This window comes from Ideonella sp., from assembly GCF_041918995.1.
Lineage (GTDB): Bacteria > Pseudomonadota > Gammaproteobacteria > Burkholderiales > Burkholderiaceae_C > Ideonella.
The window spans coordinates 1-23,823 of record NZ_JAYRUN010000017.1; the positions used below are offsets into that span (position 1 = coordinate 1).

Sequence of the window (23,823 nt, forward strand, 5' to 3'; positions counted from 1 at the left end):
TGATCATCGAGCGTGCGCAGATCGACCAGATCGTCGGCACGCTCGCCGACGCCATCCGGCGCGTGGCCTGACCGACAGGCCACGCACGCCGACGCCGATTGACGAACCGAGGGCATGCCTAGCGCATACGTATGGGTTTCCTGAGCATCGACCGCGATCTCGCCCGTGACTCCTACTACGCCGCCACTGCGCGGCGCGGGCCGGGGTTTCCCAGCCTGCAAGGCGCCGTCGACTGCGACGTGGCCGTGGTGGGCGGCGGGTTGGCCGGCCTCAGCGCGGCGCTGGAACTGGCGCAACGTGGCCGACGCGTCGTGCTGCTGGAGGCCAAGCAGGTGGGCTGGGGTGCGAGCGGGCGCAACGGCGGCCAGGCCATCCACGGCCTCGCCTGCGACCAGGAAACCATCGAGGCGCAGCTGGGCATCGAGGACGCCCGGCGCGTGTGGGCGATGTCGCTCGAGGCGCTGGATCTCCTGCGCGAACGCATGGCCGCCCACGGCATCGACTGTGACTGGTGCGAGGGCTACCTGGGCCTGGCCACCACGGCCGCCAAGGCACGCGCCCTCGCCGGCTGGGCCGACCGCATGGAGCGGGTGTACGGCGCACGGTTCACGCGCATCGGCGCAGCCGAGGTGGGCCAGTGGATCGCCAGCCCGCGCTACCACGGTGGCATCCATGATGCGGGCTCCGGCCACCTGCATCCCCTGAAGTATTCGCTCGGCCTGGCCGACGCCGCCGCCCGGGCCGGCGCCATGCTGCACGAGAACTCGGCCGTGGTCTCGTTCTTGCAAGACAGCGGCACCAGCGTGCGCCTGCGCACCGAACACGGCGAGGTGCGTGCCACCCAGGCGCTGCTGGCGGGCAATGTCTACCTCCAGGGCATGGCGCCGCAGCTCGAGTCGCGCATCATGCCGGTCGGCACCTACATCGTGTGCTCCGAGCCCATGGACGCGGCGCTGTGCGACTCGCTCATCCCCAGCCGCTCGGCCGTCTGCGACACCAACTTCGTGCTCGACTACTTCCGCCCCACCCGAGACCACCGCATGCTCTACGGCGGCCGGGTGAGCTACAGCACCATGACGCCTCGCCACCTGGCCGAGAGCATGCAGCGCCGCATGGTGGGCACCTTCCCGCAGCTGGCCGGCCTGGGCATCAGCCACGCCTGGGGCGGCTTCGTGGACATCACCATGAACCGCGCGCCGGACTTCGGCCGGCTGGGGCGCAACGTCTACTACCTGCAGGGCTTCTCCGGCCACGGCCTGGCGCTCACGGGGCTGGCGGGCAAGCTCGTGGCTGAAGCCATGACCGGCGACGCCTCGCGCTTTGACGTTTTCGCCCGGCTTGAGCACCATGCGTTCCCGGGAGGCCGCTGGCTGCGCACGCCCGCGCTCGTGCTCGGCATGGCCTGGTACCGCCTGAGAGATCTCCTCGGATGAACGACATGACCCTGCCCACTTCCGTTGACGCGTCCGCCGCGGCGGGCGCTGCCGACAAGCCTGTGGTGCTCGTGCCGGCGTGCAACCGCCTGCTGGGCGAACATCCCTTCCACATCGCCGGCAAGAAGTACATCGACGCGGTGCGGCTGGCTGGCGCGCTGCCGCTCGTGGTGCCGGCCGCCGAGCCCGCGGAAATCGACACGCTGCTCGACATGGCCGACGGCGTGCTGCTCACCGGCTCGCCGTCCAATGTGCACCCCAGCCACTTCGGCGAGGACGTGCTCGACCCCTCGCTGCCGCTGGACCCGCTGCGCGACGGCTGGACGCTGCCCCTGATCCGCCGCGTGGTCGAACGCGGCATCCCGCTGTTCACCATCTGCCGCGGCACCCAGGAGGCCAACGTGGCCCTGGGGGGCTCGCTGCACCAGGCGGTGCATGCCGTCGATGGCCACGAGGACCACCGCGGCGGCCCGGACACCGCCCCCGCCGCGGAGGTCTATGGCCCCAAGCACGACGTGCTGGTGAGCCCCGGCGGCGTGATGGCGTCCATCGTGGCCCAGCCCCGCTTCCAGGTGAATTCGGTGCACGGCCAGGCCGTCAACCGCCTGGCCGATGGCCTGCGCGTCGAGGCCCGCGCGCCCGACGGCGTGATCGAGGCCTTCTCCATTCCGCGCTCGCCCGCCTTCTCGCTGTGCGTGCAGTGGCACCCCGAATGGCTGGCCGCCGACAACCCCGTCTCGATGAAGCTGCTCAAGGCCTTCGGCGAGGCCTGCCGCCACCGCCACCACGCCCGTGGCCAGGGCCGGCGCGGCCCCCATCCCTGACGCTGCAGATCCCGGGCCGGCCTGGCCCACCCCGCGGGGCCCGCGCGGCCCGCGGCCCGGCCCCGCCGGGCGCCCCCCGTGCGCGACACGAAGAAACGAAAGCAGGTGCCATCATGGCCAGCAGAGAACTCCATAACTTCGCCGAGCTGGAACACTGGCTCAACCAGAACCGCGTCACCGAGATCGAGTGCCTCGTGCCCGACCTCACCGGCGTCGCCCGCGGCAAGATCCTGCCGCGCGAGAAATTCACCGAGGACCGCGGCATGCGGCTGCCCGAGGCCGTGGTCGCCATGGGCGTCACGGGCGAGTTCCCCGAAGAGGGGCCGTACTACGACGTCATCAGCCCGACCGACCAGGACATGCACCTGCGGCCGGACCCCACCACGGTGCGCATCGTGCCCTGGGCCACCGACCCCACGGCGCAGGTGGTGCACGACTGCTTCGACCGCGACGGCAACCTCGTGCCCTTCGCGCCGCGCTCGGTGCTGCGCCGGGTGTGCGACCTCTTCGACGCCGAGGGCTGGGACCCGGTGGTGGCGCCCGAGATCGAGTTCTACCTGGTCGCCCGCAACACCGATCCCGACATGCCGCTGAAGCCGCCCGTGGGCCGCAGCGGCCGCTCGGAGACCTCCCGCCAGGCGTACTCGATCGACGCGGTCAACGAGTTCGACCCGCTGTTCGAGGACGTCTACGACTACTGCGAGAAAATGGAGCTCAACGTCGACACGCTGATCCACGAGATCGGTGCCGGCCAGATGGAGATCAACTTCTTCCACGCCCATCCGCTGGGGCTGGCCGACGAGGTGTTCTTCTTCAAGCGCACCGTGCGCGAAGCCGCGCTGCGCCACAACATGTTCGCCACCTTCATGGCCAAGCCCATCGCCGGCGAGCCGGGCAGCGCCATGCACATCCACCAGTCGGTGGTGAACCGCGCGACCGGGCGCAACCTGTTCAGCAATGCGGACGGCAGCCCCAGCGACGAGTTCTACTGGTACATCGGCGGCCTGCAGAAGTACATCCCCGCCGCGATGGCGCTGTTCGCTCCCTACGTCAACAGCTATCGGCGCCTGGCGCGCTTCACGGCCGCCCCCATCAACATCCAGTGGGGCACCGACAACCGCACCGTGGGCATCCGTTCGCCGGTGGCCTCCCCCAACGCGCGCCGCATCGAGAACCGTGTCATTGGCGCGGACGCCAACCCGTACGTGGCGCTGGCGGCCACGCTCGCCTGCGGCTACCTCGGCATCAAGCACAAGATCCAGCCCTCGCCCGAATGCAAGGGCGACGCCTACCTCGGCGACTACCAGCTGCCCCGCAGCCTGGGCGAGGCGCTGCAGCTGCTGCGCGACGAGAAGGACCTGGCCGGTGTGCTCGGCGAGCGCTTCGTCACGGTCTACACCGAGGTCAAGGAGACCGAATACGCGGAGTTCATGAAGGTCATCTCGCCGTGGGAGCGGGAGCACCTGCTCCTTCACGTGTGACGCCTTGCTGACCCCCGTCTGACCCGTCACTTCCGCGGGCGATCGGCCAGCGCCGCGCCCGCCCCCTGCACACGAGGCACACCATGAGCAACATCACCGTCCAGGCGCCCGCCGTGGCCGCCAAGCGCAGCACCCGCGAGTGGCAGCAGGCCGACGCGGCGCACTTTCTGCACCCGTTCACGGACTTCGGCGCCCTGGCCAGGAAGGGCTCGCGCATCATCACCAAGGCCGAGGGCATCTACCTCTGGGACAGCGAGGGGCAGAAGATCCTCGACGCGATGAGCGGCCTGTGGTGCGTGAACGTCGGCTACGGCCAGCAGTCGCTCATCGACGCGGCCACCCGCCAGCTGAAGGAGCTGCCGTTCTACAACGCGTTCTTCCAGACGGCCACGCCCCCCGCCATCGAGCTGGCGGAACTGCTGGCGCAGGTATCGCCCCCCGGCTTCGAGCACGTCTTCTATTCCAGTTCGGGCTCGGAGGGCAACGACACGGTGGTGCGCATGGTGCGCCGCTACTGGGACATCCTCGGCCAGCCAGAGCGGCAGGTCATCATCGGTCGCAAGAACGGCTATCACGGCTCGACGATGGCCGGCGCCTCGCTCGGTGGCATGAGCTACATGCACGCTCAGGGGGGCCTGCCGATCCCCAACATCGTGCACATCGACCAGCCCTACTGGTACGAAAACGGGCACGGCATGAGCCCCGAGGAGTTCGGCAGGGTGGCCGCCGGCTGGCTGGAGGCCAAGATACTCGAGGTCGGCCCCGAGAAGGTGGCCGCCTTCATCGGCGAGCCGGTGCAGGGCGCCGGCGGCGTCATCGTGCCGCCGGCCACCTACTGGCCCGAAGTCCAGCGCATCTGCGACCAGTACGGCATCCTGCTGGTCAGCGACGAGGTCATCTGCGGGTTTGGCCGCACCGGCAACTGGTTCGGCTGCCAGACCATGGGCACGCGGCCCGACCTGATGACCTTCGCCAAGGGCGTCACCTCGGGCTACGTGCCGCTGGGCGGCGTGATGGTGGGCGAGCGGGTGGCCAAGGTGCTCATCGAGCAGGGCGGCGACTTCAACCACGGCTACACCTACTCGGGCCACCCGGTGGCCTGCGCCGTGGCGGTGGCGAACATCCGGCTCATCCAGCAGATGAAGCTGGTGGAGCATGTGCGCGACAACGTTGGCCCGTATCTTGCGGAGCAGTTCGCGAGCCTGCGCGACCATCCGCTGGTCGGCAGCACCGAAACATGCGGTCTGATGGGCGCGATCCTGCTGGTGAAAGACAAGGCGAAGGCGCAGCCCTTCGCGCCCGAGCTGGAAGTCGGCATGGTCTGCCGGGGCCACTGCTTTGGCAACGGCCTGATCATGCGCGCCGTGGGCGACCGCATGATCATCGCACCGCCACTGGTCATCAGCCGCGCCGAGGTCGACGAGATGATGTCGCTCATCCGCCTGGCGCTGGACCGCACGCTCGCCGACGTGCAGGCCAAGGGCTGGCTGTGACCACCCTCTAGACTGCGCGGTGTTTTCTTTCCACGCTGCACGCTGACCGCACTTCATCCTCGCCACCCGGAGACCTGTCCATGAAGCTCACCCTCGTCCGCTCGGCCCTGTCCCTTGCTGCCGCTTCGCTGCTTGCCCTGACCGGCGTGGCGCAGGCGCAGGAGGAAGAGAAGGTCCTCAACATCTACAACTGGTCGGACTACATCGCTGACGACACGATCAAGAACTTCGAGAAGGAAACCGGCATCAAGGTCCGGTACGACAACTTCGACAACAACGAGATCGTCCACGCCAAGCTGGTGGCAGGCAAGACGGGCTACGACATCGTGGTGCCTTCGTCCAACTGGGCGGGCCTGCAGATCCTGGGCGGCCTGTTCATGAAGCTGGACAAGTCGCAGATCCCGAACCTGAAGAACGTGGACCCGGCCGTCGCCGCCCAGCTGGCCAAGATCGACCCGGGCAACCAGCACGTGGTGGACTGGCTCTGGGGCTACACCACGGTGGGCATCAACGTGGACAAAGTGAAGGCGGCGCTCGGCAGCACGCCCATGCCCGAGAACGCGTGGGACCTGTTCTTCAAGCCCGAGTACATCAGCAAGCTGAAGTCGTGCGGCGTGTCGGTGCTGGATTCGGCCGACGAGGTGGTGCCCTCGGCGATGCACTACCTGGGCAAGGGGCGCGTGTCCAAGAACCCGGCGGACTACACCGCGGCGCTCAACCTGCTGAAGTCCGTGCGGCCGTACGTGACGCTGTTCAGCAGCTCCGGCTACATCAACGACATGGCCAGCGGCTCCATCTGCCTGGCACTCGGCTGGTCGGGTGACATCAACATCGCCCGCCAGCGGGCCATCGACGGCAAGACCGGCCAGAAGATCGAGGCGCTCATTCCCAAGACCGGCGGCCTGCTGTTCTTCGACGTGATGGCGATCCCGGCCGACGCGCCGCACCCCGGCAACGCGCACAAGTGGATCAACTACATCCTGCGCCCGGAAGTCGCCGCGTCGCTGACCAACAAGGTCTTCTACGCGAACGCCGTGGCCTCGTCGAAGCAGTTCATCAAGCCGGAGGTGGCCAACAACCCCACGGTGTTCCTCTCGGAGGACAACACCAAGAAGATGATCGGCACGGCGGAGATCCTGAACAACGAGATCCGGCGCCAGCAGAACCGCGTCTTCACTTCGTTCAAGACCGGGCTCTGATTCCCGCGCAATCCACTTGAGGAGACACCGCCGGAGGGGCGGACCACCATGGCGAACGACAACAAGAAGTTCCTTCAGATCAAGGATGTGGTGAAGGACTTCGGCGGCTACCGGGCCGTCAACCATGTGAACCTGGACATTGCCCAGGGTGAGATCTTTGCGCTGCTGGGTTCGTCCGGCTGCGGCAAGACCACCCTGCTGCGCATGCTCGCGGGCTTCGAGACGCCGACCTCCGGCCAGATCATCCTCAACGGCGTGGACCTTGCGGGCATGCCGCCCTACGAGCGGCCGCTGAACATGATGTTCCAGTCCTACGCGCTGTTCCCGCACCTCAGCGTGTGGGACAACATCGCGTTTGGCCTGCGACGCGACGGCCTGCCCGCCGGCCAGGTGGCCGAGCGGGTGGACGCCATGCTCAAGCTGGTGCAGCTGGCCAAGTTCGCCAAGCGCAAGCCGCACCAGCTGTCGGGCGGCCAGCAGCAACGCGTGGCCCTGGCCCGCAGCCTGGCCAAGCAGCCGCAGCTGCTGCTGCTGGACGAGCCGCTGGGTGCCCTGGACAAGAAGCTGCGCGAGCAGACGCAGATCGAGCTGGTGAACATCATCGAGCAGGTGGGCGTCACCTGCGTCATGGTGACGCACGACCAGGAAGAGGCCATGACCATGGCCTCGCGCATCGCCGTGATGAGCGAGGGCCGTTTCCTGCAGGTGGGCTCGCCCGGCGAGATCTACGAGACCCCCGCCACCCGGTTCGTGGCCGACTTCATCGGCAACGTCAACCTCATGGACGGGACGGTGGAGGAAGACGAGCCGGACCACGTCGTGGTGGCCAGCCCCGACTGCCGGCACTACGTGGGCCACGGCATCACCGGCACGCTCGGCATGCCGGTGGCCGTGGCGCTGCGGCCCGAGAAGATACAGCTCAGCGCCGAGCAGCCGGTACCGGGCGACTACAACTGCGTCGAAGGCACCGTCGAGGAGCTCTCGTATTTCGGCAGTTACACGGTCTATCGCATCAAGCTCGCCAGCGGGCAGGTGCTGGCCGTGAGCCAGGCCAACACCAGCCGGCAGCGCGAACACGACTTCACCTGGGGCGACCGCGTCTGGGCCCAGTGGTCCGACACCGCCCACGTGGTGCTCACCCAGTGAAGGCCTGCCCATGAGCCTCACGCATCGCAAGCCACGCTGGTGGCGCGGCCGCAGCCTGGTGATCGGCGCACCCTTCCTGTGGATGGGGCTGTTCTTCCTCGCCCCCTTCCTCGTCGTGCTGAAGATCTCCATGTCGGAGATGGGCGTGGTGGCCGTGGAGGACGTGCTCACCGTCGCCGACGGCGTGGTGAAGATCGCCCTGAAGTACAGCAACTACCTGTACCTCACCGAGGACGAGCGCTACCTGGGCGCCTACCTCACCAGCGTCAAATACGCGGCCATCACCACGGCCTGCTGCCTGTTCATCGGCTACCCCTTCGCCTACTTCATGGCGCGGGCCAAGGCGTCGCTGCAGCCCACGCTGCTGATGCTGGTCATGCTGCCGTTCTGGACGTCCTTCCTGCTGCGCGTGTACGCCTGGAAAGGCCTGCTGGGCGAGGGCGGGTGGGTCGCCGACGTGCTCACCACGCTCGGCGTGGACAAGCTGCTGCTGGCCATGGGGGCCATCGAGGCCGCCGACCGCTACATGCACACGCCCTTCTCGCTCGTGGTGGGCATGACCTACACCTACCTGCCCTTCATGGTGCTGCCGCTGTACGCCAACCTCAGCAAGATGGACCTGCGCCTGCTGGAGGCCGCGGCCGACCTCGGCGCCACCCCGTGGGTGGCGTTCTGGAAGATCACCGTGCCGCTGTCCAAGGCCGGCATCATTGCCGGCTCCATGCTGGTGTTCATTCCGTGCGTGGGCGAGTTCGTCACGCCGGAACTGCTTGGCGGGCCGCGCACGCTGATGATCGGGCGCGTGCTGTGGGACGAGTTCTTCAGCAACAACGACTGGCCCATGGCCTCCACGGTGGCGGTGGTGCTGGTGCTGCTCATCGTCGTGCCCCTGGCCATCTTCAACAAGTACCAGGCCGAGGCGCAGGAGAAGCGGGCATGAGCGCGCCCGGCCGCTCCCCAGCGCGAATCCCGCAGCGCGAAGTGCGAAGGGTCGTCCAATGAGCAAGGCGCTGTTCTCGAGCCGGTTCGCCGGCATGTTCGGCAAGGGCTGGCTGGTGGGGGGCTTCCTGTTCCTCTACCTGCCGATGTTCACGCTCATCCTCTACTCGTTCAACGCCTCGCCGCTGCCGTCGGTGTGGGGCGGGTTCACGTTCGAGTGGTATGCCAAGCTGCTGGACGACTCGGAGATCCTCGCCGGCCTGTGGCTGTCGGTGAAGATCGCCTTCCTGTCGGCCTGCCTGTCGGTGGTCTTCGGGCTGCTCGCCGCATTCGCCCTGGTGAAGTACAAGCGCTTCACCGGCCGCACGCTGTTCTCCGGCATGGTGAATGCGCCGCTGGTGATGCCCGAGGTGATCCAGGGCGTCTCGCTGCTGCTGCTGCTGGTCTCGGTGCAGAAGGCGGTGGGCTTTCCCGAGCGCGGCATGATGACCATCCTGCTCGGCCACTCGGTGATGGGCCTGGCCTACGCGGCGGTGGTCATCAGCGCGCGGCTGCAGGACCTGCCGCCGCAGCTCGAAGAGGCGGCCATGGACCTGGGCGCCCGGCCCTGGCAGGTGTTCCATCTCGTCACGCTGCCGATGATCGCGCAGTCGCTCGCGTCGGCCTGGCTGCTGACGTTCAGCCTGTCGCTCGACGACGTGGTGATCACTGCCTTCCTCAACGGGCCGGGCTCCACCACCTTGCCGCTGGTCATCTTTTCCCGCGCGCGGTTGGGCCTGAGCCCGAGCATCAACGCAGTGGCCACGCTGATCATCGTCGCGGTGGCGGTGTGCGTCACCATCGCCAGCATCTGGCTGGCACGCGCCGAGCGCCGCCGCGCCGCCGAGATCAGCGCCGCCCAACGATCCCACCCCTGACGACGACAACCAGTACCGGAGAGGCACCCATGAAGCACATTCGTCCGACCGCCCTTGCGCTGGCCCTGGCCGGCGCCTTCGCCGCCCCGGGCGCGCTGGCGCAGAGCAACGAGGAACTCCTGAAGGAGCTCAAGGCCCTGCGTGACCGCGTGACCGAGCTGGAGAAGAAGCTCGCCGCGCCCACCGAGCCCAAGTGGGGCATGACGCCCGAACAGGTGCAGGAATTCAACCGCGTGGCGGTCAAGACCGAGGCCCTGGAGGACCAGCTGGAGAGCCAGGGCTACAAGGGGCTGAAGGTCTCGGGCTACATCGAGCCGGTGTTCGTCTATAACCAGCGCCAGGACCGCGCCGGCTTCCAGTTCCTGAACCAGCAGGCCGACGGCTACGCCTACGACACCTCGTACATGGGCTCGGCCTCGATCGACTTCACCAAGGAAGTCGAAGGCGGCACGATCTTCAAGCTCACGCTCACGCCCAACCGTGGCGTGGGCGCCGCCATCGATGGCGCCAGCATCGTCCAGGAGGCCACGGTCGCCATCCCGCTGCAGTCGCTGCAGACGCGCCTGGTGATCGGCCAGATCCCCGACTGGTCCGGCTACGAGTACCAGCAACCCACGCTGAACCCGTTCACCTCCCACAACCTGCTGTACGACTTCACGCTGCCCGTCGGCTACACGGGCATCGGCATCTCGCACACCGAGGGCAAGTGGTGGCTGCGCGGCGCCATCGCCAACGTGAACGCCACCATGCGCGGCGCCGGCGAGAAGTCGCCGTCGCTGGTCTACCGTGTCGACTACTCCAAGGGCGAGTTCGACGGCTGGGGCTTCGCCGGCCTGCACGGCAAGGCCCCCAACTTCAACACGGGCTACAACACCATGGCCCACCTGTTCGAGGTCGACGGCTACTACATCCGCGGCGACTGGACGCTGCAGGGCCAGATGTCCTACGGCACGCAGAAGGAAGGCGCCATCACGCCGGCGGCCGACGGCAGCTGGCGCGACTCCCGCTGGTGGGGCGTGTCCGGCCTGGCCGGCTACATGGTCACCCCGCGCCTGCAGGCGCTGGCCCGCGCCGACTACATCCAGAACAAGGCCAATGGCGGCGGCCTGTTCGCCTACAACGGCTACACGACCGTGGACGAGGAGACCGGTGAACTGGTCTACGGCAACGACGACCGCAACGGCATCGGCCCGGACCTCAACGGCGACCTCAACCGCGGTGCGAACCGCTATGCCCTCACGCTCGGCATGAAGTACGCCTACGACATCAGCACGACCTTCAAGGTCGAGTACCGTCTGGATGGCGCCGACCGCCCCGTGTTCTGGGACGTCGCGGACGGCACCTACAAGAAGAACAACTCGATGCTCGCGGCGTCCGCGGTCGTGGCGTTCTGACGCGCCGCCCGCCCGCCTGCCCCCCGGGGGGCCGCCGGGGGGGCGGCCACTTCCTTTTTGCAGGAGACAAGCCCATGTCCACCATCGACTGGACCCAACGTGCCACCGCACTGCGCCCCGACGGGCGCAGCCTGATCGACGGCCAGCGGGTCGCCGCGCAGGACGGCCAGACCTTCGACAAGCATTCGCCCATCGACAACCGCCGCCTGGGCGCCGTGGTGCGCGGCCAGGCCGCCGACGTCGACCTGGCGGTGCGCGCCGCCCGCGCCGCCTTCGAGGACCGCCGGTGGGCGGGCAAGCCCCCGGCGCAGCGCAAGCGCGTGCTGCAGCGCTTCTCCGAGAAGATCCTTGCGGCCAAGGAGGAGCTCGCCCTGCTGGAAACGCTGGACATGGGCAAGCCCATCCAGTACTCGCTCGCCGTGGACGTGCCCTCCACCGCCCGCTGCATCGCGTGGTACGCCGAGGCCGTGGACAAGATCTACGACGAGATCGCCCCCACCGGCGACTCGGCCCTGGCCCTCATCACGCGCGAGCCCATGGGCGTCATCGGGGCCATCGTGCCCTGGAACTACCCCATGATCATGGCCGCCTGGAAGCTGGGCCCGGCCCTGGCGGCCGGCAATTCCGTGGTGCTCAAGCCGAGCGAAAAGAGCCCCTACACCGCCCTGCGGCTGGCCGAGCTGGCGCTGGAGGCCGGCCTGCCGCCCGGTGTGTTCAACGTCGTGCCGGGCTACGGCCACGAGGCCGGCGAGGCGCTGGCCCTGCACATGGAGGTTGACGCCATCGGCTTCACCGGCTCCACCCGCGTGGGCCGCCGCATGCTGGACTACGCCGGCCGCAGCAACCTCAAGCGCGTCTACAACGAGCTGGGCGGCAAGTCGGCCTTCCTGGTGTTCGACGACTTCGCCGACATCCAGCGGGCCGCGCGCACGGTGGCAGGCAGCATGTTCTTCAACCAGGGCGAGAGCTGCAATGCGCCCTCGCGCGTGCTCGTGCAGGCCGGCATCGCGGACGAGTTCGCGCGCCTGGTGGCCGCCGAGGCCCCCAAGTACGCGCCCGGTGATCCGCTGAACCCCACCACCGAGCTGGGCGCGCTGGTGGACGAGACGCAGCTCAAGACGGTGATGGGCTACATCGACGCCGGGCGCGACGAGGGTGCTCAGGTGCTGGCCGGCGGGCGCCAGGCGCGCGCGGAGACCGGCGGCTTCTATGTGGAGCCCACCGTGTTCGCCGGGGTGAACAACGACATGAAGATCGCCCGCGAAGAGATCTTCGGACCGGTCATGGGCATCATCCCGTTCGGCACCGAGGCCGAGGGCATCGCCTTGGCAAACCGGTCCAGCTACGGCCTGCAGGCCAGCGTGTGGAGCGACAACATCAACCGCGCCCACCGCGTGGCGCGCGCGTTGCGGGCCGGCACGGTGCACGTCAACCAGTACGACGAGGACGACATCACCGTCCCCTTCGGCGGCTACAAGCAAAGCGGCAACGGACGGGACAAGTCGCTGCACGCCTTCGACAAGTACACCGAGCTGAAGACCACCTGGCTTCGCATCGACTGAGGCGACCCGCATGACCGAACTGCAGCAGCGTCTGGCCGCGCAGGGCGTGCACACGGTGCTCGCCCAGTTCACCGACATGCACGGTGTCGCCAAGGGCAAGTACGTACCCCTGGGCAAGCTGGACGAGCTCGTGGAGACCGGCGCCGGCTTCGCCGGGCCGTCCATCTGGGGTACCGGCCTGCCCCGCACGGGCCCGCGGGCCGAGTACTACGCCCGGGCGGACGCCGCACGCATCCAACCCATGCCGTGGATGCCGGGTTACGCGCGCGCCGTGTGCAGCGGTTTCGTGGACGGCCAGCCCTTCGACGCCTGCCCGCGGCAGGTGCTGCAGCGCGCCACGGCCCGCCTGGCCGGGCGCGGCTGGACACTGAAGACCGGCATCGAGCCGGAGTTCTTCCTGCTGCGCCGCTCCGCCAGCGGCACCTGGGTCCCCGCGGACGACGACGACCGCCTGGACAAGCCGTCCTACGACCTGAAGTCGCTGCCGCGGCAGGCCGGCTTCCTGCACGACCTGCACGAGGCGCTGGCCCGCTGCGGCCTGGACGTGTTGCAGCTCGATCATGAGGATGCGCACGGCCAGTACGAGGTGAATTTCGCCTTCGACGAGGCGCTGGCCAGCGCGGACCACCTGATGCTGTTCAAGCTTGCCGCCCATGCGCTGGCCGAGCGGCATGGCATGGTCTTCTCGATGATGCCCAAGCCCTTCGCCAACCAGCCGGGCAGTGGCATGCACTTCCACGTCTCGCTGTGGGACACCGACGGCCGCTGCGTGTTCGCGCCGGCGCACGGGCAGCCGGGGTGCCTGTCGCCGCTCGGCCGGCAGTTCCTGGCCGGCGTGCTGGCCCATTCCCCTGCCCTGTGCGCGCTGGCCGCCCCCACGGTGAACAGCTACAAGCGTCTGGTGGTGGGCGAATCGCTTTCCGGCACCTCGTGGGCACCGGCCTACGTCGCCCATGGGCCCAACAACCGGACGGCCACCCTGCGCACCCTGCCGGGCCGCTTCGAGTGGCGACTGCCCGACGCCAGCGCCAACCCCTACTTGGCGACCGCGGCCCTCATCGCGGCGGGCCTGGACGGCATCGACCGTGCGCTGGACCCGGGACCGGACTGCGCCGACGACCTCTTCCGGCTCTCACCGGCGCAGGTGCAGGAGCGCGGTCATTCCCTGCTGCCCCAGTCACTGGACAGCGCGCTGGACGCGCTGGCGGGCGACAGCGTCGTGCGCGCCGCCCTCGGCGAGTCGCTCTCGGACGAGTTCCTTCGCCTCAAGCGCATGGAGTGGATCGAGTTCGCTCGCCATGTCAGCGCGTGGGAACTGCAGCGCTACGGCGCCGCCTTCTGACGCCGGTGCATCCTGCTCCCCGTGCGCCCTGGCTGGCCTATGGCTGCCTGGCCGCCAGCATGGCGCTGGTGGGCAGCTACGTGGGCCTGTCGCGCAGCCTCGTGGCTGTCTTCCCGGTGTTCCTGCTGGCATGGATGCGCTTCGGCATTGCCGCTGTGGCCATGGCGGGCTGGGTGCGGCGGCGCCCTGGGGAGCCTGCACTGCTGTCCCATGAACGTGTTCTTCTGTTCTGGGAAAGTTTCCTTGGTAACTTTCTGTTTTCTGTGTGTATGCTTTTTGGGGTGGCGGCGACGTCCGCGGTGGCCGCGGGCGTCGTCATGGCGTGCATTCCAGCCGCGGTGGCCGTGCTGTCCTGGCTGTTTCTGCAAGAGCCCGTCACCCGCCGTGTGAGCGTCGGTATCGTTTGTGCCGTCGCGGGCGTCGCGTCACTGGGGCTCGGTGGCCATCCCGCCGGCCCGGAATCAGCGGTGAAAGACCACCCATGGTGGGGCTATGCGCTGCTCATCGCAGCCGTCTTCTGTGAGGCCGCGTACGTGGTCATCGGCAAGCGCCTGGCGGCGAATGTGTCGCCCCGACGCATCAGTGCCTTGATCAATCTCTGGGGGCTGGTGCTGGTGACGCCCTTTGGCGTCTGGCAGGCCCTGCGTTTTGATTTTCCTGGCGTCGCGGTGCAGGAGTGGGCCCTGCTGGTGTTCTATGCACTGGCCGCCAGTGTGATCACAGTGTGGCTGTGGATGCGGGGCCTGCAGGACGTGCCCGCACCGCAGGCCGGCGTATTCAGCGTGATGCTGCCCCTGGCTGCCACCGCCGTGGGCGTGCTCTTTCTTGGCGAACCATTGGGGGCGGCCCAGGCCGGCGCGCTCGGCCTGGCGCTGGCGGGCCTGCTCCTGGCCACCTGGCCCAGCGGAAACACCGGCAATGCACGTGCCCGCGTATATCCTGAATAACGGGTGGTCAGGCTCGGTCATTTGCGAACTTTGTCACACAGGGGTGCCGTAGGATCCGCCCGCCTCTTGCTGTGGACCCTCCTGCACCGCCCATGAATCGCGACCGATACCTGCCGCCGCCCGCCTCACATCACTTCATTGCTGCCGCCTTTTCCATCCTGCTTGCCTCGTGCGGCGGTGGCGGCGGTGATGAACCCACGACGCCCCCCCCTATCCAGTCGGACAACGGGGGCGACTCCGGCAGTGGTCCCGCACCCGCGCCTGTCCCCGCCCCAGCTCCTGCGCCCGCTCCGGCACCGGCTCCGGCCCCGGACGGCAACGACGGCATTGCGCCGCCGCCTCCCGCGCCGCTGCCCGACACGCCGCTGCCCGCTGACGCCACCAACTGGTCGGACCCGGCTACCTGGGGGGGCCGCGTGCCCGGCGACGGCGCGACGGTCGTCATTCCCGCGGGCAAGACCATCGTGCTGGACACGGACACCCGCAAGCTGGCGGACCTGCGCATCGACGGCAGCCTGCGTTTCGCCGACAAGGACGTCTCGCTGACCGCGGGTGCCATCACCGTGTCCGGCCTGCTGCAGGCGGGCACCGGCACCGCGCCGTACACGCGCCGTGCCACCATTACCCTCACCGGGGCGCCCTCGGGCAGCAATGACGGTGTCTCGCGCGGCCTGCGGGTGGTGGGTGGCAAGCTGCTGCTGTACGCAGCCGCCCCGCAGCCCGCCTGGACGAAGCTGAATGCGCACGCCGCCGCGGGCGCACGCCAGTTGACGCTCAAGCAGAGCGTCAACTGGAAGCCCGGTGACCAGATCATCGTGGCGCCCACCGACCACTATGGCGTGAGCGAGACGGAGCTGCGCGCGGTGAGCACCGTGTCCGGCAGCAGCGTGACCCTCGGCTCGGGACTGAACAAGTTCCACTGGGGCCGCCTGCAGTACCCCACCGACACCGGGCTGTCCCTGACCCAGGACAGCGACTACCGCCCGCCCGCCACGCCGGCGCCCGCCCAACTGGACGAGCGCGCCGCCGTGGGCAACCTGAGCCGCCGCATCGTGATCCAGGGCGCCGACGACGACGCCTGGCGCAACCAGGGGCACGGCGCCCACGTCATGGTGATGGGCCTGAAGTCCAAGGTGCAGGTCGACGGCGTGGAGTTCCGCCGCGCCGGCCAGGCCGGCCAGCTCGGCCGCTACCCCATCCACTGGCACCTGCTCAGCTATGACCCGGGCACCGGGGCCTTCCTCGGCGACACCACCGAGCACTACGTGCGCAACAGCGCGATCTGGAACTCCGCCAACCGCTGCGTGGTGCTGCACGCCACCAACGGCGTCTCGGTGCAGAACAACATCTGCTACGACATCAAGGGCCACGCATTCTTCCTGGAAGACGCGGTGGAGCGACGCAACGTGTTCGACGGCAACCTGGCGCTCAAGATGCGCATGCCGCAGGAGCGCCACCTGATGAAGGTGCACGAGGGCGAGCCCTACCAGGCCGGCCCCTCGGGCTTCTGGATGACCAACCCAGACAACGTGATGGTGAACAACCACGCCGGTGACGCGCACGGCAACGGCATCTGGATGGCCTACCCGCTGCGCCCGCTGGGGCTGTCGCGCAAGGTGTCGACCTGGCCCCGTTACACGCCGCTGGCACAGATTGAGAACAACACCGTGCACACCTCGCGCGGGCCCGGCATGCTGCTGGAGTGGGTGCCGGTGGACGACAATGTGCCCAACCCCGAGACCACGCCTGGCAGCCTGGCGTCCCAGCGCTATGTGCCCATGCGCAACGGCAAGCCGTGCCTGGATGGCGGCGGCAACCCGTACGACTTCTGTCCCAACGACCAGCTGCGCCTGACCATCAAGCGCACCACCAGCTTCAAGAACAACGACGGCGCCTACCGCAACCGCGTCACCGACCCCGACTACCTGGAATGGGCCGTGGCCGACAACGTGGGCCTGGCCTTCGGCGGCGCCGCGATGAACGGCACGATCCAGCGCGGCCTGATGGTGGGCACCAGCCTGAACCACGACCCCAACAAGTACCCCGCCGGTGCCGACCTGCCGGCCGGTCTGGCGACCTACCACTCGATGGTGTCCGTCATCGCGAACACCTTCATCGAGTTTCCCTTCGTCGAGGGCAAGACCAGCGGCGCATTCAGCGCGGAGGACTACTACACCGCCGCGGTGGAGCGCGGCAAGGCGCGCAACCGGAGCAACCGCGTCATTTCCGGCTCGGCCGGCTACCGCAACCTGCAGCCCGGCCTGACGGACAACCACCTGCCGAGCGAGAACTGGGCGCTGGCAGGCGCCGTGTGGGACACGGAGGGCTTCTGGGGCCCGAAGAACTGGTACACCGTGCCGAACACGCCTTTCCTCACCATTGGCGCGAACTGCCAGGACGCCAAACCGGCCGGCCGCAACGGCAAGACCTGCCAGGGCAACTACCACGGCGTCGAATCGATCCAGACGGATTTCGACCCGTCGCGCTTCGAGTTCGCCGCGGCCATCCATGCCTCGCGGCAGGACAACAACGGCAACGAGATCGCGACCTGGCGGGTGGAGAACGGCTACAACCACTATGTCAAACCTGAAGTCGCCCAGCGGTACGCGTGCACGCCGGGTGTCACCCCCCCTTCCGGCAACTACTGTTCCTGGAAACTCGGCCACATGCGGCATTTCGCGGCGCTCAGCGGCGGCCGCTATGCGCTGAGCTTCCCCGGCTGGGGCCCGGCCAAGTGGCTGGCGCTCAACATCACGAACGCCGCCACGCCGAGCGATACCGTGCTCATGTCGGTGGCATTCGACGGGCGTCTGACCGCGGCTGCCTACACGGTGGCGGGCTCGCAGTGGGACCGGGAGCAAGGCAGCTTCGACCCCAACTACCTCAAGCGCACGAACGTCCGCACGCTCACGCCGGTGTCCAGCCTGGCAGCGGTGCAGTCGGGCAATGGCGAGAAGTTCTGGCAGGACAAGGCCAACAACCGGGTGTGGTTCAAGCATGTGGGCAACATGCCCTTCCCTGGCCTGGACGGCATGGAGGCCAACAGCGACGACGACCTTTACCGCGTCTACTCGGCGGTGGTGTACCCGAAGGACACCTGCACCGGCGCCGGCAGCCTGCCCGCCTGCCTGGACCGCATCGAGCGGCTGGGCCTGAAGTGATGGGGCTGTCTCCTTGCCCCAGCGGCACCAGCCGCCCCATCCTGCGGCTGGCCGCGCTCGCCCTGGCTTGCGCCGGCGGCCTGCTGGTGAGTGGCTGCCAGCCCGCGGCGGCCGACGCGACGGCCGCCGCGGTCGCCCAGGGTGCCCCGGCCGTGGCGCCGTCGGCCCCGGCGGAGCCGGAAGTGGAGGCCCTGGTCGGCCGCTGCGTTCAAGCCATGTTGCAGGACGTGTGCGGTGTGAAGAAGGACGCTGGCGACGGCCCTGCGGCCAGCCGGCCGGCCAGCAGCGAGGTCTTCGTCGCAGGGACCGGCGTCATCGACGCCAGCGCCTACGACGAGATCCGCCAGGCGGGCGAGGCGATGTGCGGCGTGGTGCGCCAGCGCTGCGCCGGCGGATGGGACAGCGCGTCCTGCCGCACCGCCCGCACGCTGTGGCCCCTCAGCGGGCAGGCGGGCTGAGCGTGACGTCCGCCGCCCGGCGGACCCGCAGCGCCACGGCGCGAACCAGGCCTTCCGCGCGCGTGATGGCCTCGGCGACGATGTCCCCACGCTCGTTGATGCCCGTGGCACCGGTGAGCAGCCAGTGCGACGCCGACTGGCGATCGATGCGGTCGTTGAGATCCACGGGCCCGTCCGCGTCCAGGTAGTACGCGTGCCACTCCCCGTTGGCCGCCCTATCGCTGCCGACGAACTGGCCGGCGTTGTTCAGCGCCCAGGCCGTGGCAGATCGGCCCGGCAGCAGGCCCGGCAGCGTCTGCTTCCCCGTTGCGTCCGTGTACCGAAAGCCGTGCCATGTGCCGTCGACCGCCTGGGCACGGCCAATCACCACACCGTGGCCGTTGATGTCGGACGCCACGGCGGAGGGCCCACCCAGCGTGCCCAGGTCTCGCATGGCGCCGGTCTGGTACAGGAAAGCGCGCTGCACGCCCGCGGCGTTCGTGGAACTGCCCACCACGTGACCGTGGTCGTTGATGCCGGCGGCATCGCTGCGGCTGCCGCCGAGCGTGCCCAGCTCTTCAAGGCCCACTTGCGCATGCCAGACAAAGCCGCGCGCGGCCGTCTGCACCCCATGCCGTGCCGACCACCTGGCCCCGGTTGTTGAGGTCGGCCGCCTGGCCGTTGTTGCGGCAGCCATCGCAGTCATCGTCGCCCAGGCCAGGAATGCCGATGGGCTCGGCATCTCCCGTCCACAGCATCGCGTGGGTGCGCTCGACGACGTCCGGCGAAGTCGCCGCGACATGACCGGCGTTGTTGATCGCCACCGCGTGCAGCGTGGGACGGTGAGGCACCCACAGCGCCGGCACACCGGTGCACGTCCCGTGGCGATCGCAGCGGTCCGCGCCGCTTCCCCACGGGCTGGTGGTCATCATGAGGACCGTGCCCGCGCGGTTGATGCCGACCGGCACGGTATCGATGTTGGGATCCAGGTGCCAGCCGGACACGGGGAGTTCGATCACTTGGTAGCGTGGCGCCGCCGCATGCGCGCCCAGGCTGGACAGGCACAGCGTGACAGCGAGGGCAGCGGGTCGCAGAGGGGGCAGGATGGCCCTGGTGGACTCCGAGGCAAGGGTGGAAGTCGCCATGAGTACACGCCTCGTGCGCCGGCACCTCCCATCCCTAGCGGGATCACCAGCCTGGGGGGCCCTTGGCTCGCCCGAGCGCCAGGCCTGGGCCGTCCGGATCGGCCCGGCGCAGGGTTCAGCGGGCAGTCGCCGGCGTGCGCACCTTCAGCACCACCGCGCGAGACGCCCCATCCTCGCGGCGAATCGCCTGCGCGGCGATGTCCCCGCGCTCGTTGATCGCGTAGGCCCGCGCAATGTGCCAGCGGCTGGCCGCCTGCCCGGCGATGCGGGTGTTCAGGTCCACCGCGCCATCCGCGTCGTGGTAGTAGGCGACGACCGTGCCATCCGCCGCGACGGCCTCGCCGACCGCCTGGCCGGCCTTGTTGATCGCCACCGCGCGGCCCGTGCCCGAGCCGACCCCCGGCAAGGGCTGCATGCCCCTGTCCCGGCTGTCGCGGAAGCCGCTCCCGCTGCCATCGGCCCGCTGCGATGGGCCAACCACCTCGCCGAGGTCGTTGATGGCATACGCCTCGGCAGCGGCGCCGCCCAGCGTGCCCAGGTCGCGCATGCGACCGCCCCGGTACAGGAAGGCCCGCGTGACCCCGGCGGCGTTGGTGGCCGAGCCCACCACGTGGCCGTGGTCGTTGATGCCCAGGGCGTCGCTGCGGGCGCCGCCGAGGGTACCCAGCTCCTGCGTGGTGCCGTTGTGCCAGAGGAAGGCGCGCGCGCGGCCGTCGACGCCCCAGGCCGTGCCCACGACCTGGTCATGGTTGTTGATGCCGGCGGCGTAGCTGTCGTTGTCGCAACCGCCGCAGTAGTCGTCCGCCAGGCCGTGGATGCGAACGGGATTGCCCTCACCCGTCCACAGGATGGCGTGGGTGGCGTAGGCGATGTCGGGCGACGTCGCCGTCACGTGGCCGGCATTGTTGATGCCCCGCCCGAACAGGCCCGCCCGGTGCGGCACGTACAGCGCCGGCACGCCGTCGCAGGCACCTTGGCGGTCACACAGGAAGGCGCCGCTGCCCCAGGCACTGTACTGCTGCAGCAGCACCCCTCCTTGGCGGTTGATGCCCACGGCCGCCGCCTCGGTCCAGACGTCGTCCGGGTTTCCGAAGAACGGGGGCTCCACGACCCGGTAGGCCGGGGCGGCGGCCTGCGCCGAGAGCCAGGGCGACACGGCCAGTGCGGCCACCATCAGGACACGGGACCACGGTCCGACAACTTGCATGTGCTTCTCCCTCGTCATGTGAGGGAAGTAAAGCGCCGGGTCCTTGCCGAGCCCATCCCTAGCAGGGGCGCCACCGGCCCAGTGTGGCGAATATGCCTAGGCGCCCGACCGCGCTCGACTCGCCCGGGCCGAGACAGCGGCCGGCGGCTCGCCGGCGAGGGTGTGGTCGGACCACACCTGCCGCCAGCGCCTGGCGCCCGGCTCGCCATGGCGCAGACCCAGCATGTGACGCGCCACGTGCGACCACCTCACGCCCGAGGCCGGGCCCGCCATGTAGGCCACCATGGCGGCCTCCACCGCATCCCGGCTTGGCGTGGCCCCCTCGTCTGCACCGAGGAACCGGCGGTCCCAGTCGGCCATCACCCAGGGGTTGTGGTAGGCCTCCCGGCCCACCATCACGCCGTCCACGCGCGCCAGGTGATCGGTGATCTCGTCGTTCGTGTGCACGCCGCCGTTCAGCACGATGGTCAGCGCGGGGAACTCGGCCTTGAGCCGGTACACCACCTCGTACCGCAAGGGCGGGATGTCGCGGTTCTCCTTGGGCGACAGGCCCTTCAACCAGGCATTGCGGGCATGCACGATGAACACGCGGCAGCCCGCCTCGGCCACCGTGCCCACGAAATCGCGCACGAAGGCATAACTCTCCTCGCGGTCGATGCCGATGCGGTGCTTCACCGTCACGGGCAGGCCATCGGCCGCGTCGCACATCGCCTTCACGCCGTCGGCCACCAGGGCCGGCTCGTTCATGAGGCAGGCGCCGAACGCACCACGCTGCACCCGTTCGCTGGGGCAGCCACAGTTCAGGTTGATCTCGTCGTAGCCCCAGCGGCGCGCCAGCGTGGCGGCGTGCGCCAGCTCCGCCGGCTCGCTGCCCCCCACCTGCAACGCCAGCGGGTGCTCCGTGGCGTCGAAGTCGAGGTGACGTGCCTGGTCGCCGTGCCGCAGGGCCCCCGTGGTGACCATCTCGGTGTACAGCCGCGTGCGGCGGGTGACCTGCCGGTGGAAGTAGCGGCAGTGCCGGTCCGTCCAGTCGAGCATGGGCGCGACGCTCAGGCGCCAGGGCGAGACGGTGCGGTCAGCGTCGGCCACGGGGGACATCGGTGCGGCGTGCGCGCTGGGGGTGGGGGCCGGTGCGGTGCTCAGCGCAGGTGGGCCAGCGGGTGCGCGGCCGCGGGCCAGGGGCTCACGAAGAAGGCCTCCACGTCCGCGCGCTGGACCTCGCCGGCGTTGGGTGGGTTCCAGCGCGGCGCATGGTCCTTGTCCACCGCCAGGGCGCGGATGCCCTCCACCGTCTCGCTGGCCGTGCCCGGGCGCAGATGGAAGCAGTGGCGCACCAGGTCGCGCTCCATGCGCAGGTCGTCGGCCAGCGTCATGGAACGCGCGCGGCGCACCTGTTCCAGCGTCACCGCGCACATCAGCGGGGATTGGTGGTGCAGCGTGTCCAGCGTGCGCCGCGCCCAGTCGCTGCCGCCCTCGACGGCCGCCTGCAGCGAACGCTCGATGGCGGGCATGTCGGCGAGGCCGAAATGGCGGTCGATGTCGTCCCGATGCGCCACCACGGTGGCCGCGCCGGCATCGCCAAGGGCATGCCCCCGCAGCACATCCCCCACGCGCTGCACGGTGAGCCGCGGCAGCGCGGCGAGTTCGTCCAGCACCTCGGCCAGCGTCGCCGCCGGCACGGCGATGTCCGCCAGGCCGACCGCCATGGCGTCCGCAGCGCCCAGGACCTGGCCGGTCAGTGCGAGGTACTCGCCCAGGTGGCCCTCGCAGCGTGAGAGGAACCAGCCACCACCCACATCGGGGAACAGCCCGATGTGCGTCTCGGGCATCGCCAGCTTGCTGTGCTCGGTGACGACGCGGTGGGACGCACCCTGCGTGATCCCCATGCCGCCGCCCATGCAGATGCCGTCCATCCAGGCGATGTAGGGCTTGGGGTAGGCGTGGATGAGGTGGTTGAGGGCGTATTCCTCGGTGAAGAAGTCCTCCAGCCGAGGGTCGCCCGCCAGCGCCGCCTGGTGGAAGAAGCGGATGTCGCCGCCAGCGCAGAAGGCCGGCGCCTTGCCGGGCCGGCCCGCGCCGTGGATGAACACCGCCTCCACCCCGTCGTCCGCGGCCCAGGCCTGCAGCAGCCGCGCGATCTCGCGGACCATCGCCAGCGACAGGGCATTCAGTGCCGGCGCGCGGTTGAGCGTGATGACGCCCAGGCGGCCGCGGCGCTCCGCGAGCACGGAGGTGTCGTGGGAAGGGAGGTGGGGGTGCGACATGTCGATGGGGGCAAGCACAGGGGAAGGGTCAGGCACCGGCGGGGCGGCGCAGCGCCAGGAGTTCATTGGTGGCCAGCGCGCCCAGCACCAGCGCGCCACCCGCGAGCACGGACGACGACGGCTGCTCCCCCGCCCACAGCCAGGCCGAGGCGACGCCGAACAGCACCTCCAGCAGGGCCAGCAAGGCCACCTCGGGCGCGGCCAGGGTGCGGGCGGCCGTCACCGCCATGACGCAGGGCACGGCCAGTTGGAACACGCCCAGCGCGGCCAGCCACGCCACATCGGCGGACGAGGCCTGCAGCGGCCAGGCCAGGGGCAGCGTGACGGCGGCGGACAGCAGCGCACCCAGCAGCAGGGCCGGGAGCATGTCGTCGGGCGGACGGCCGGCGCCGGCACGCTGCGAGGCATGCTGGATCAGCGTCCAGTTGATGGCCGCGGCCGTGGGCACGCCGAGCGCGATGGCCGTGCCCAGCAGGTGGCGCGGCTCGGCGCCGCTGATCTCGGCGCCATACATCCACGCGATGCCTGCACCGGCCACGAGGATGGCCGTCCAGGTGCGCGTGGGCAGCCGGTGCCCGAGCAGGAAGCGCGACAGCAGCGCCGTGAACAGCGGCGCGGTGGCCATGACCACCAGCACGTTGGCCACGGTGGTGAGCGTGATCGCCACCATGAAGGCGGTGAACATGACGCTCCAGCACACCGCCGACAACCACAGGGGCAGGCCCCCCTGGCGCACGCGGGCGACCAGCGCCGCCGGCCCGCGCAGGGCCATCAGGATGGCCAGCAGCCCGACCGCATTGAACAGGCTGCGCCAGAAGGTGACCTCGAAGGACCGGGCGGCCTCGAGCTGCCGCGTGACCACGCCTGCCGTGCTCCACAGCAGCGTCACCGCCACCATCACGGCGACGGCACGGCGGTGCGTCATGGCGCCG

20 protein-coding genes are annotated in these 23,823 nt (G+C 69.5%); 14 read left to right on the plus strand and 6 right to left on the minus strand.

Translation table 11 applies throughout. The features are described 5' to 3' along the window. Window positions 1-131 precede the first annotated feature (131 nt). The 14 genes from ACE3UN_RS15140 to ACE3UN_RS15205 all read left to right on the plus strand — a co-directional run bounded on the left by ACE3UN_RS15140 (window position 132) and on the right by ACE3UN_RS15205 (window position 18,296). Entirely contained in the window at window positions 132-1,433 is a 1,302-nt protein-coding gene (locus ACE3UN_RS15140) for an NAD(P)/FAD-dependent oxidoreductase (RefSeq protein WP_374675809.1), read from the plus strand. A 5-nt stretch (window positions 1,434-1,438) separates the two neighbouring features. Further along, window positions 1,439-2,257, plus strand: a complete 819-nt coding sequence (locus ACE3UN_RS15145; protein ID WP_374675896.1) for a gamma-glutamyl-gamma-aminobutyrate hydrolase family protein — start codon at window positions 1,439-1,441, stop codon at window positions 2,255-2,257. Between the two features lie 113 nt (window positions 2,258-2,370). Further along, window positions 2,371-3,738 carry a glutamine synthetase family protein gene (locus ACE3UN_RS15150; RefSeq protein ID WP_374675810.1) on the plus strand — a complete coding sequence of 456 codons (1,368 nt, stop codon included), beginning with the start codon at window positions 2,371-2,373 and terminating at the stop codon, window positions 3,736-3,738. Between the two features lie 83 nt (window positions 3,739-3,821). Beyond that, complete coding sequence (locus ACE3UN_RS15155; protein ID WP_374675811.1) at window positions 3,822-5,231, plus strand: aspartate aminotransferase family protein; 1,410 nt, start codon at window positions 3,822-3,824, stop codon at window positions 5,229-5,231. A gap of 80 nt (window positions 5,232-5,311) precedes the next feature. Next, on the plus strand, window positions 5,312-6,430 hold the full coding sequence (locus ACE3UN_RS15160) for a polyamine ABC transporter substrate-binding protein (RefSeq protein ID WP_374675812.1): 1,119 nt from the start codon (window positions 5,312-5,314) through the stop codon (window positions 6,428-6,430). A gap of 48 nt (window positions 6,431-6,478) precedes the next feature. Further along, complete coding sequence (locus ACE3UN_RS15165) at window positions 6,479-7,576, plus strand: ABC transporter ATP-binding protein (RefSeq protein ID WP_374675813.1); 1,098 nt, start codon at window positions 6,479-6,481, stop codon at window positions 7,574-7,576. 10 nt (window positions 7,577-7,586) lie between these two features. Further along, on the plus strand, window positions 7,587-8,516 hold the full coding sequence (locus ACE3UN_RS15170) for an ABC transporter permease (RefSeq protein WP_374675814.1): 930 nt from the start codon (window positions 7,587-7,589) through the stop codon (window positions 8,514-8,516). Between the two features lie 58 nt (window positions 8,517-8,574). Next, window positions 8,575-9,432: an ABC transporter permease gene (locus tag ACE3UN_RS15175; protein WP_374675815.1), complete on the plus strand. Its 858-nt coding sequence runs from the start codon at window positions 8,575-8,577 to the stop codon at window positions 9,430-9,432. A gap of 29 nt (window positions 9,433-9,461) precedes the next feature. Next, window positions 9,462-10,826: a DUF3138 family protein gene (locus ACE3UN_RS15180; protein WP_374675816.1), complete on the plus strand. Its 1,365-nt coding sequence runs from the start codon at window positions 9,462-9,464 to the stop codon at window positions 10,824-10,826. Window positions 10,827-10,900: 74 nt separating this feature from the next. Beyond that, on the plus strand, window positions 10,901-12,388 hold the full coding sequence (locus ACE3UN_RS15185) for an aldehyde dehydrogenase (RefSeq protein WP_374675817.1): 1,488 nt from the start codon (window positions 10,901-10,903) through the stop codon (window positions 12,386-12,388). Window positions 12,389-12,398: 10 nt separating this feature from the next. After that, window positions 12,399-13,730, plus strand: coding sequence for a type III glutamate--ammonia ligase (gene glnT, locus ACE3UN_RS15190; RefSeq protein ID WP_374675818.1), 1,332 nt, complete (start codon window positions 12,399-12,401; stop codon window positions 13,728-13,730). Window positions 13,731-13,789: 59 nt separating this feature from the next. Then, entirely contained in the window at window positions 13,790-14,677 is an 888-nt protein-coding gene (locus tag ACE3UN_RS15195) for a DMT family transporter (protein ID WP_374675819.1), read from the plus strand. Window positions 14,678-14,769: 92 nt separating this feature from the next. Then, a complete protein-coding gene (locus ACE3UN_RS15200; protein ID WP_374675820.1) occupies window positions 14,770-17,838 on the plus strand; it encodes a G8 domain-containing protein in 3,069 nt (1,022 codons plus the stop codon). Beyond that, window positions 17,838-18,296 (plus strand): hypothetical protein, encoded by a 459-nt coding sequence (locus ACE3UN_RS15205; RefSeq protein WP_374675821.1) that lies wholly within the window; start codon window positions 17,838-17,840, stop codon window positions 18,294-18,296. Before ACE3UN_RS15200 ends, ACE3UN_RS15205 begins: the two co-directional genes overlap by 1 nt. On the opposite strand, the gene ACE3UN_RS15210 is transcribed toward ACE3UN_RS15205, so the two are convergent. The 6 genes from ACE3UN_RS15210 to ACE3UN_RS15235 all read right to left on the minus strand — a co-directional run bounded on the left by ACE3UN_RS15210 (window position 18,277) and on the right by ACE3UN_RS15235 (window position 23,816). Continuing rightward, window positions 18,277-18,864 carry a hypothetical protein gene (locus ACE3UN_RS15210; RefSeq protein WP_374675822.1) on the minus strand — a complete coding sequence of 196 codons (588 nt, stop codon included), beginning with the start codon at window positions 18,862-18,864 and terminating at the stop codon, window positions 18,277-18,279. The two genes, ACE3UN_RS15205 and ACE3UN_RS15210, sit on opposite strands and share 20 nt — an antisense overlap. Then, window positions 18,854-19,420 (minus strand): hypothetical protein, encoded by a 567-nt coding sequence (locus tag ACE3UN_RS15215; RefSeq protein ID WP_374675823.1) that lies wholly within the window; start codon window positions 19,418-19,420, stop codon window positions 18,854-18,856. The genes ACE3UN_RS15210 and ACE3UN_RS15215 overlap by 11 nt, the downstream gene beginning before the upstream one ends. Window positions 19,421-19,535: 115 nt before the next feature. Beyond that, window positions 19,536-20,627: a hypothetical protein gene (locus ACE3UN_RS15220; RefSeq protein WP_374675824.1), complete on the minus strand. Its 1,092-nt coding sequence runs from the start codon at window positions 20,625-20,627 to the stop codon at window positions 19,536-19,538. Window positions 20,628-20,723: 96 nt separating this feature from the next. Further along, a complete protein-coding gene (gene dusA / locus ACE3UN_RS15225; protein WP_374675825.1) occupies window positions 20,724-21,725 on the minus strand; it encodes a tRNA dihydrouridine(20/20a) synthase DusA in 1,002 nt (333 codons plus the stop codon). A gap of 41 nt (window positions 21,726-21,766) precedes the next feature. Further along, a complete protein-coding gene (locus tag ACE3UN_RS15230) occupies window positions 21,767-22,891 on the minus strand; it encodes an enoyl-CoA hydratase/isomerase family protein (protein ID WP_374675826.1) in 1,125 nt (374 codons plus the stop codon). 28 nt (window positions 22,892-22,919) lie between these two features. Further along, on the minus strand, window positions 22,920-23,816 hold the full coding sequence (locus ACE3UN_RS15235; RefSeq protein ID WP_374675828.1) for a DMT family transporter: 897 nt from the start codon (window positions 23,814-23,816) through the stop codon (window positions 22,920-22,922). Between the last annotated feature and the right edge of the window lie 7 nt (window positions 23,817-23,823).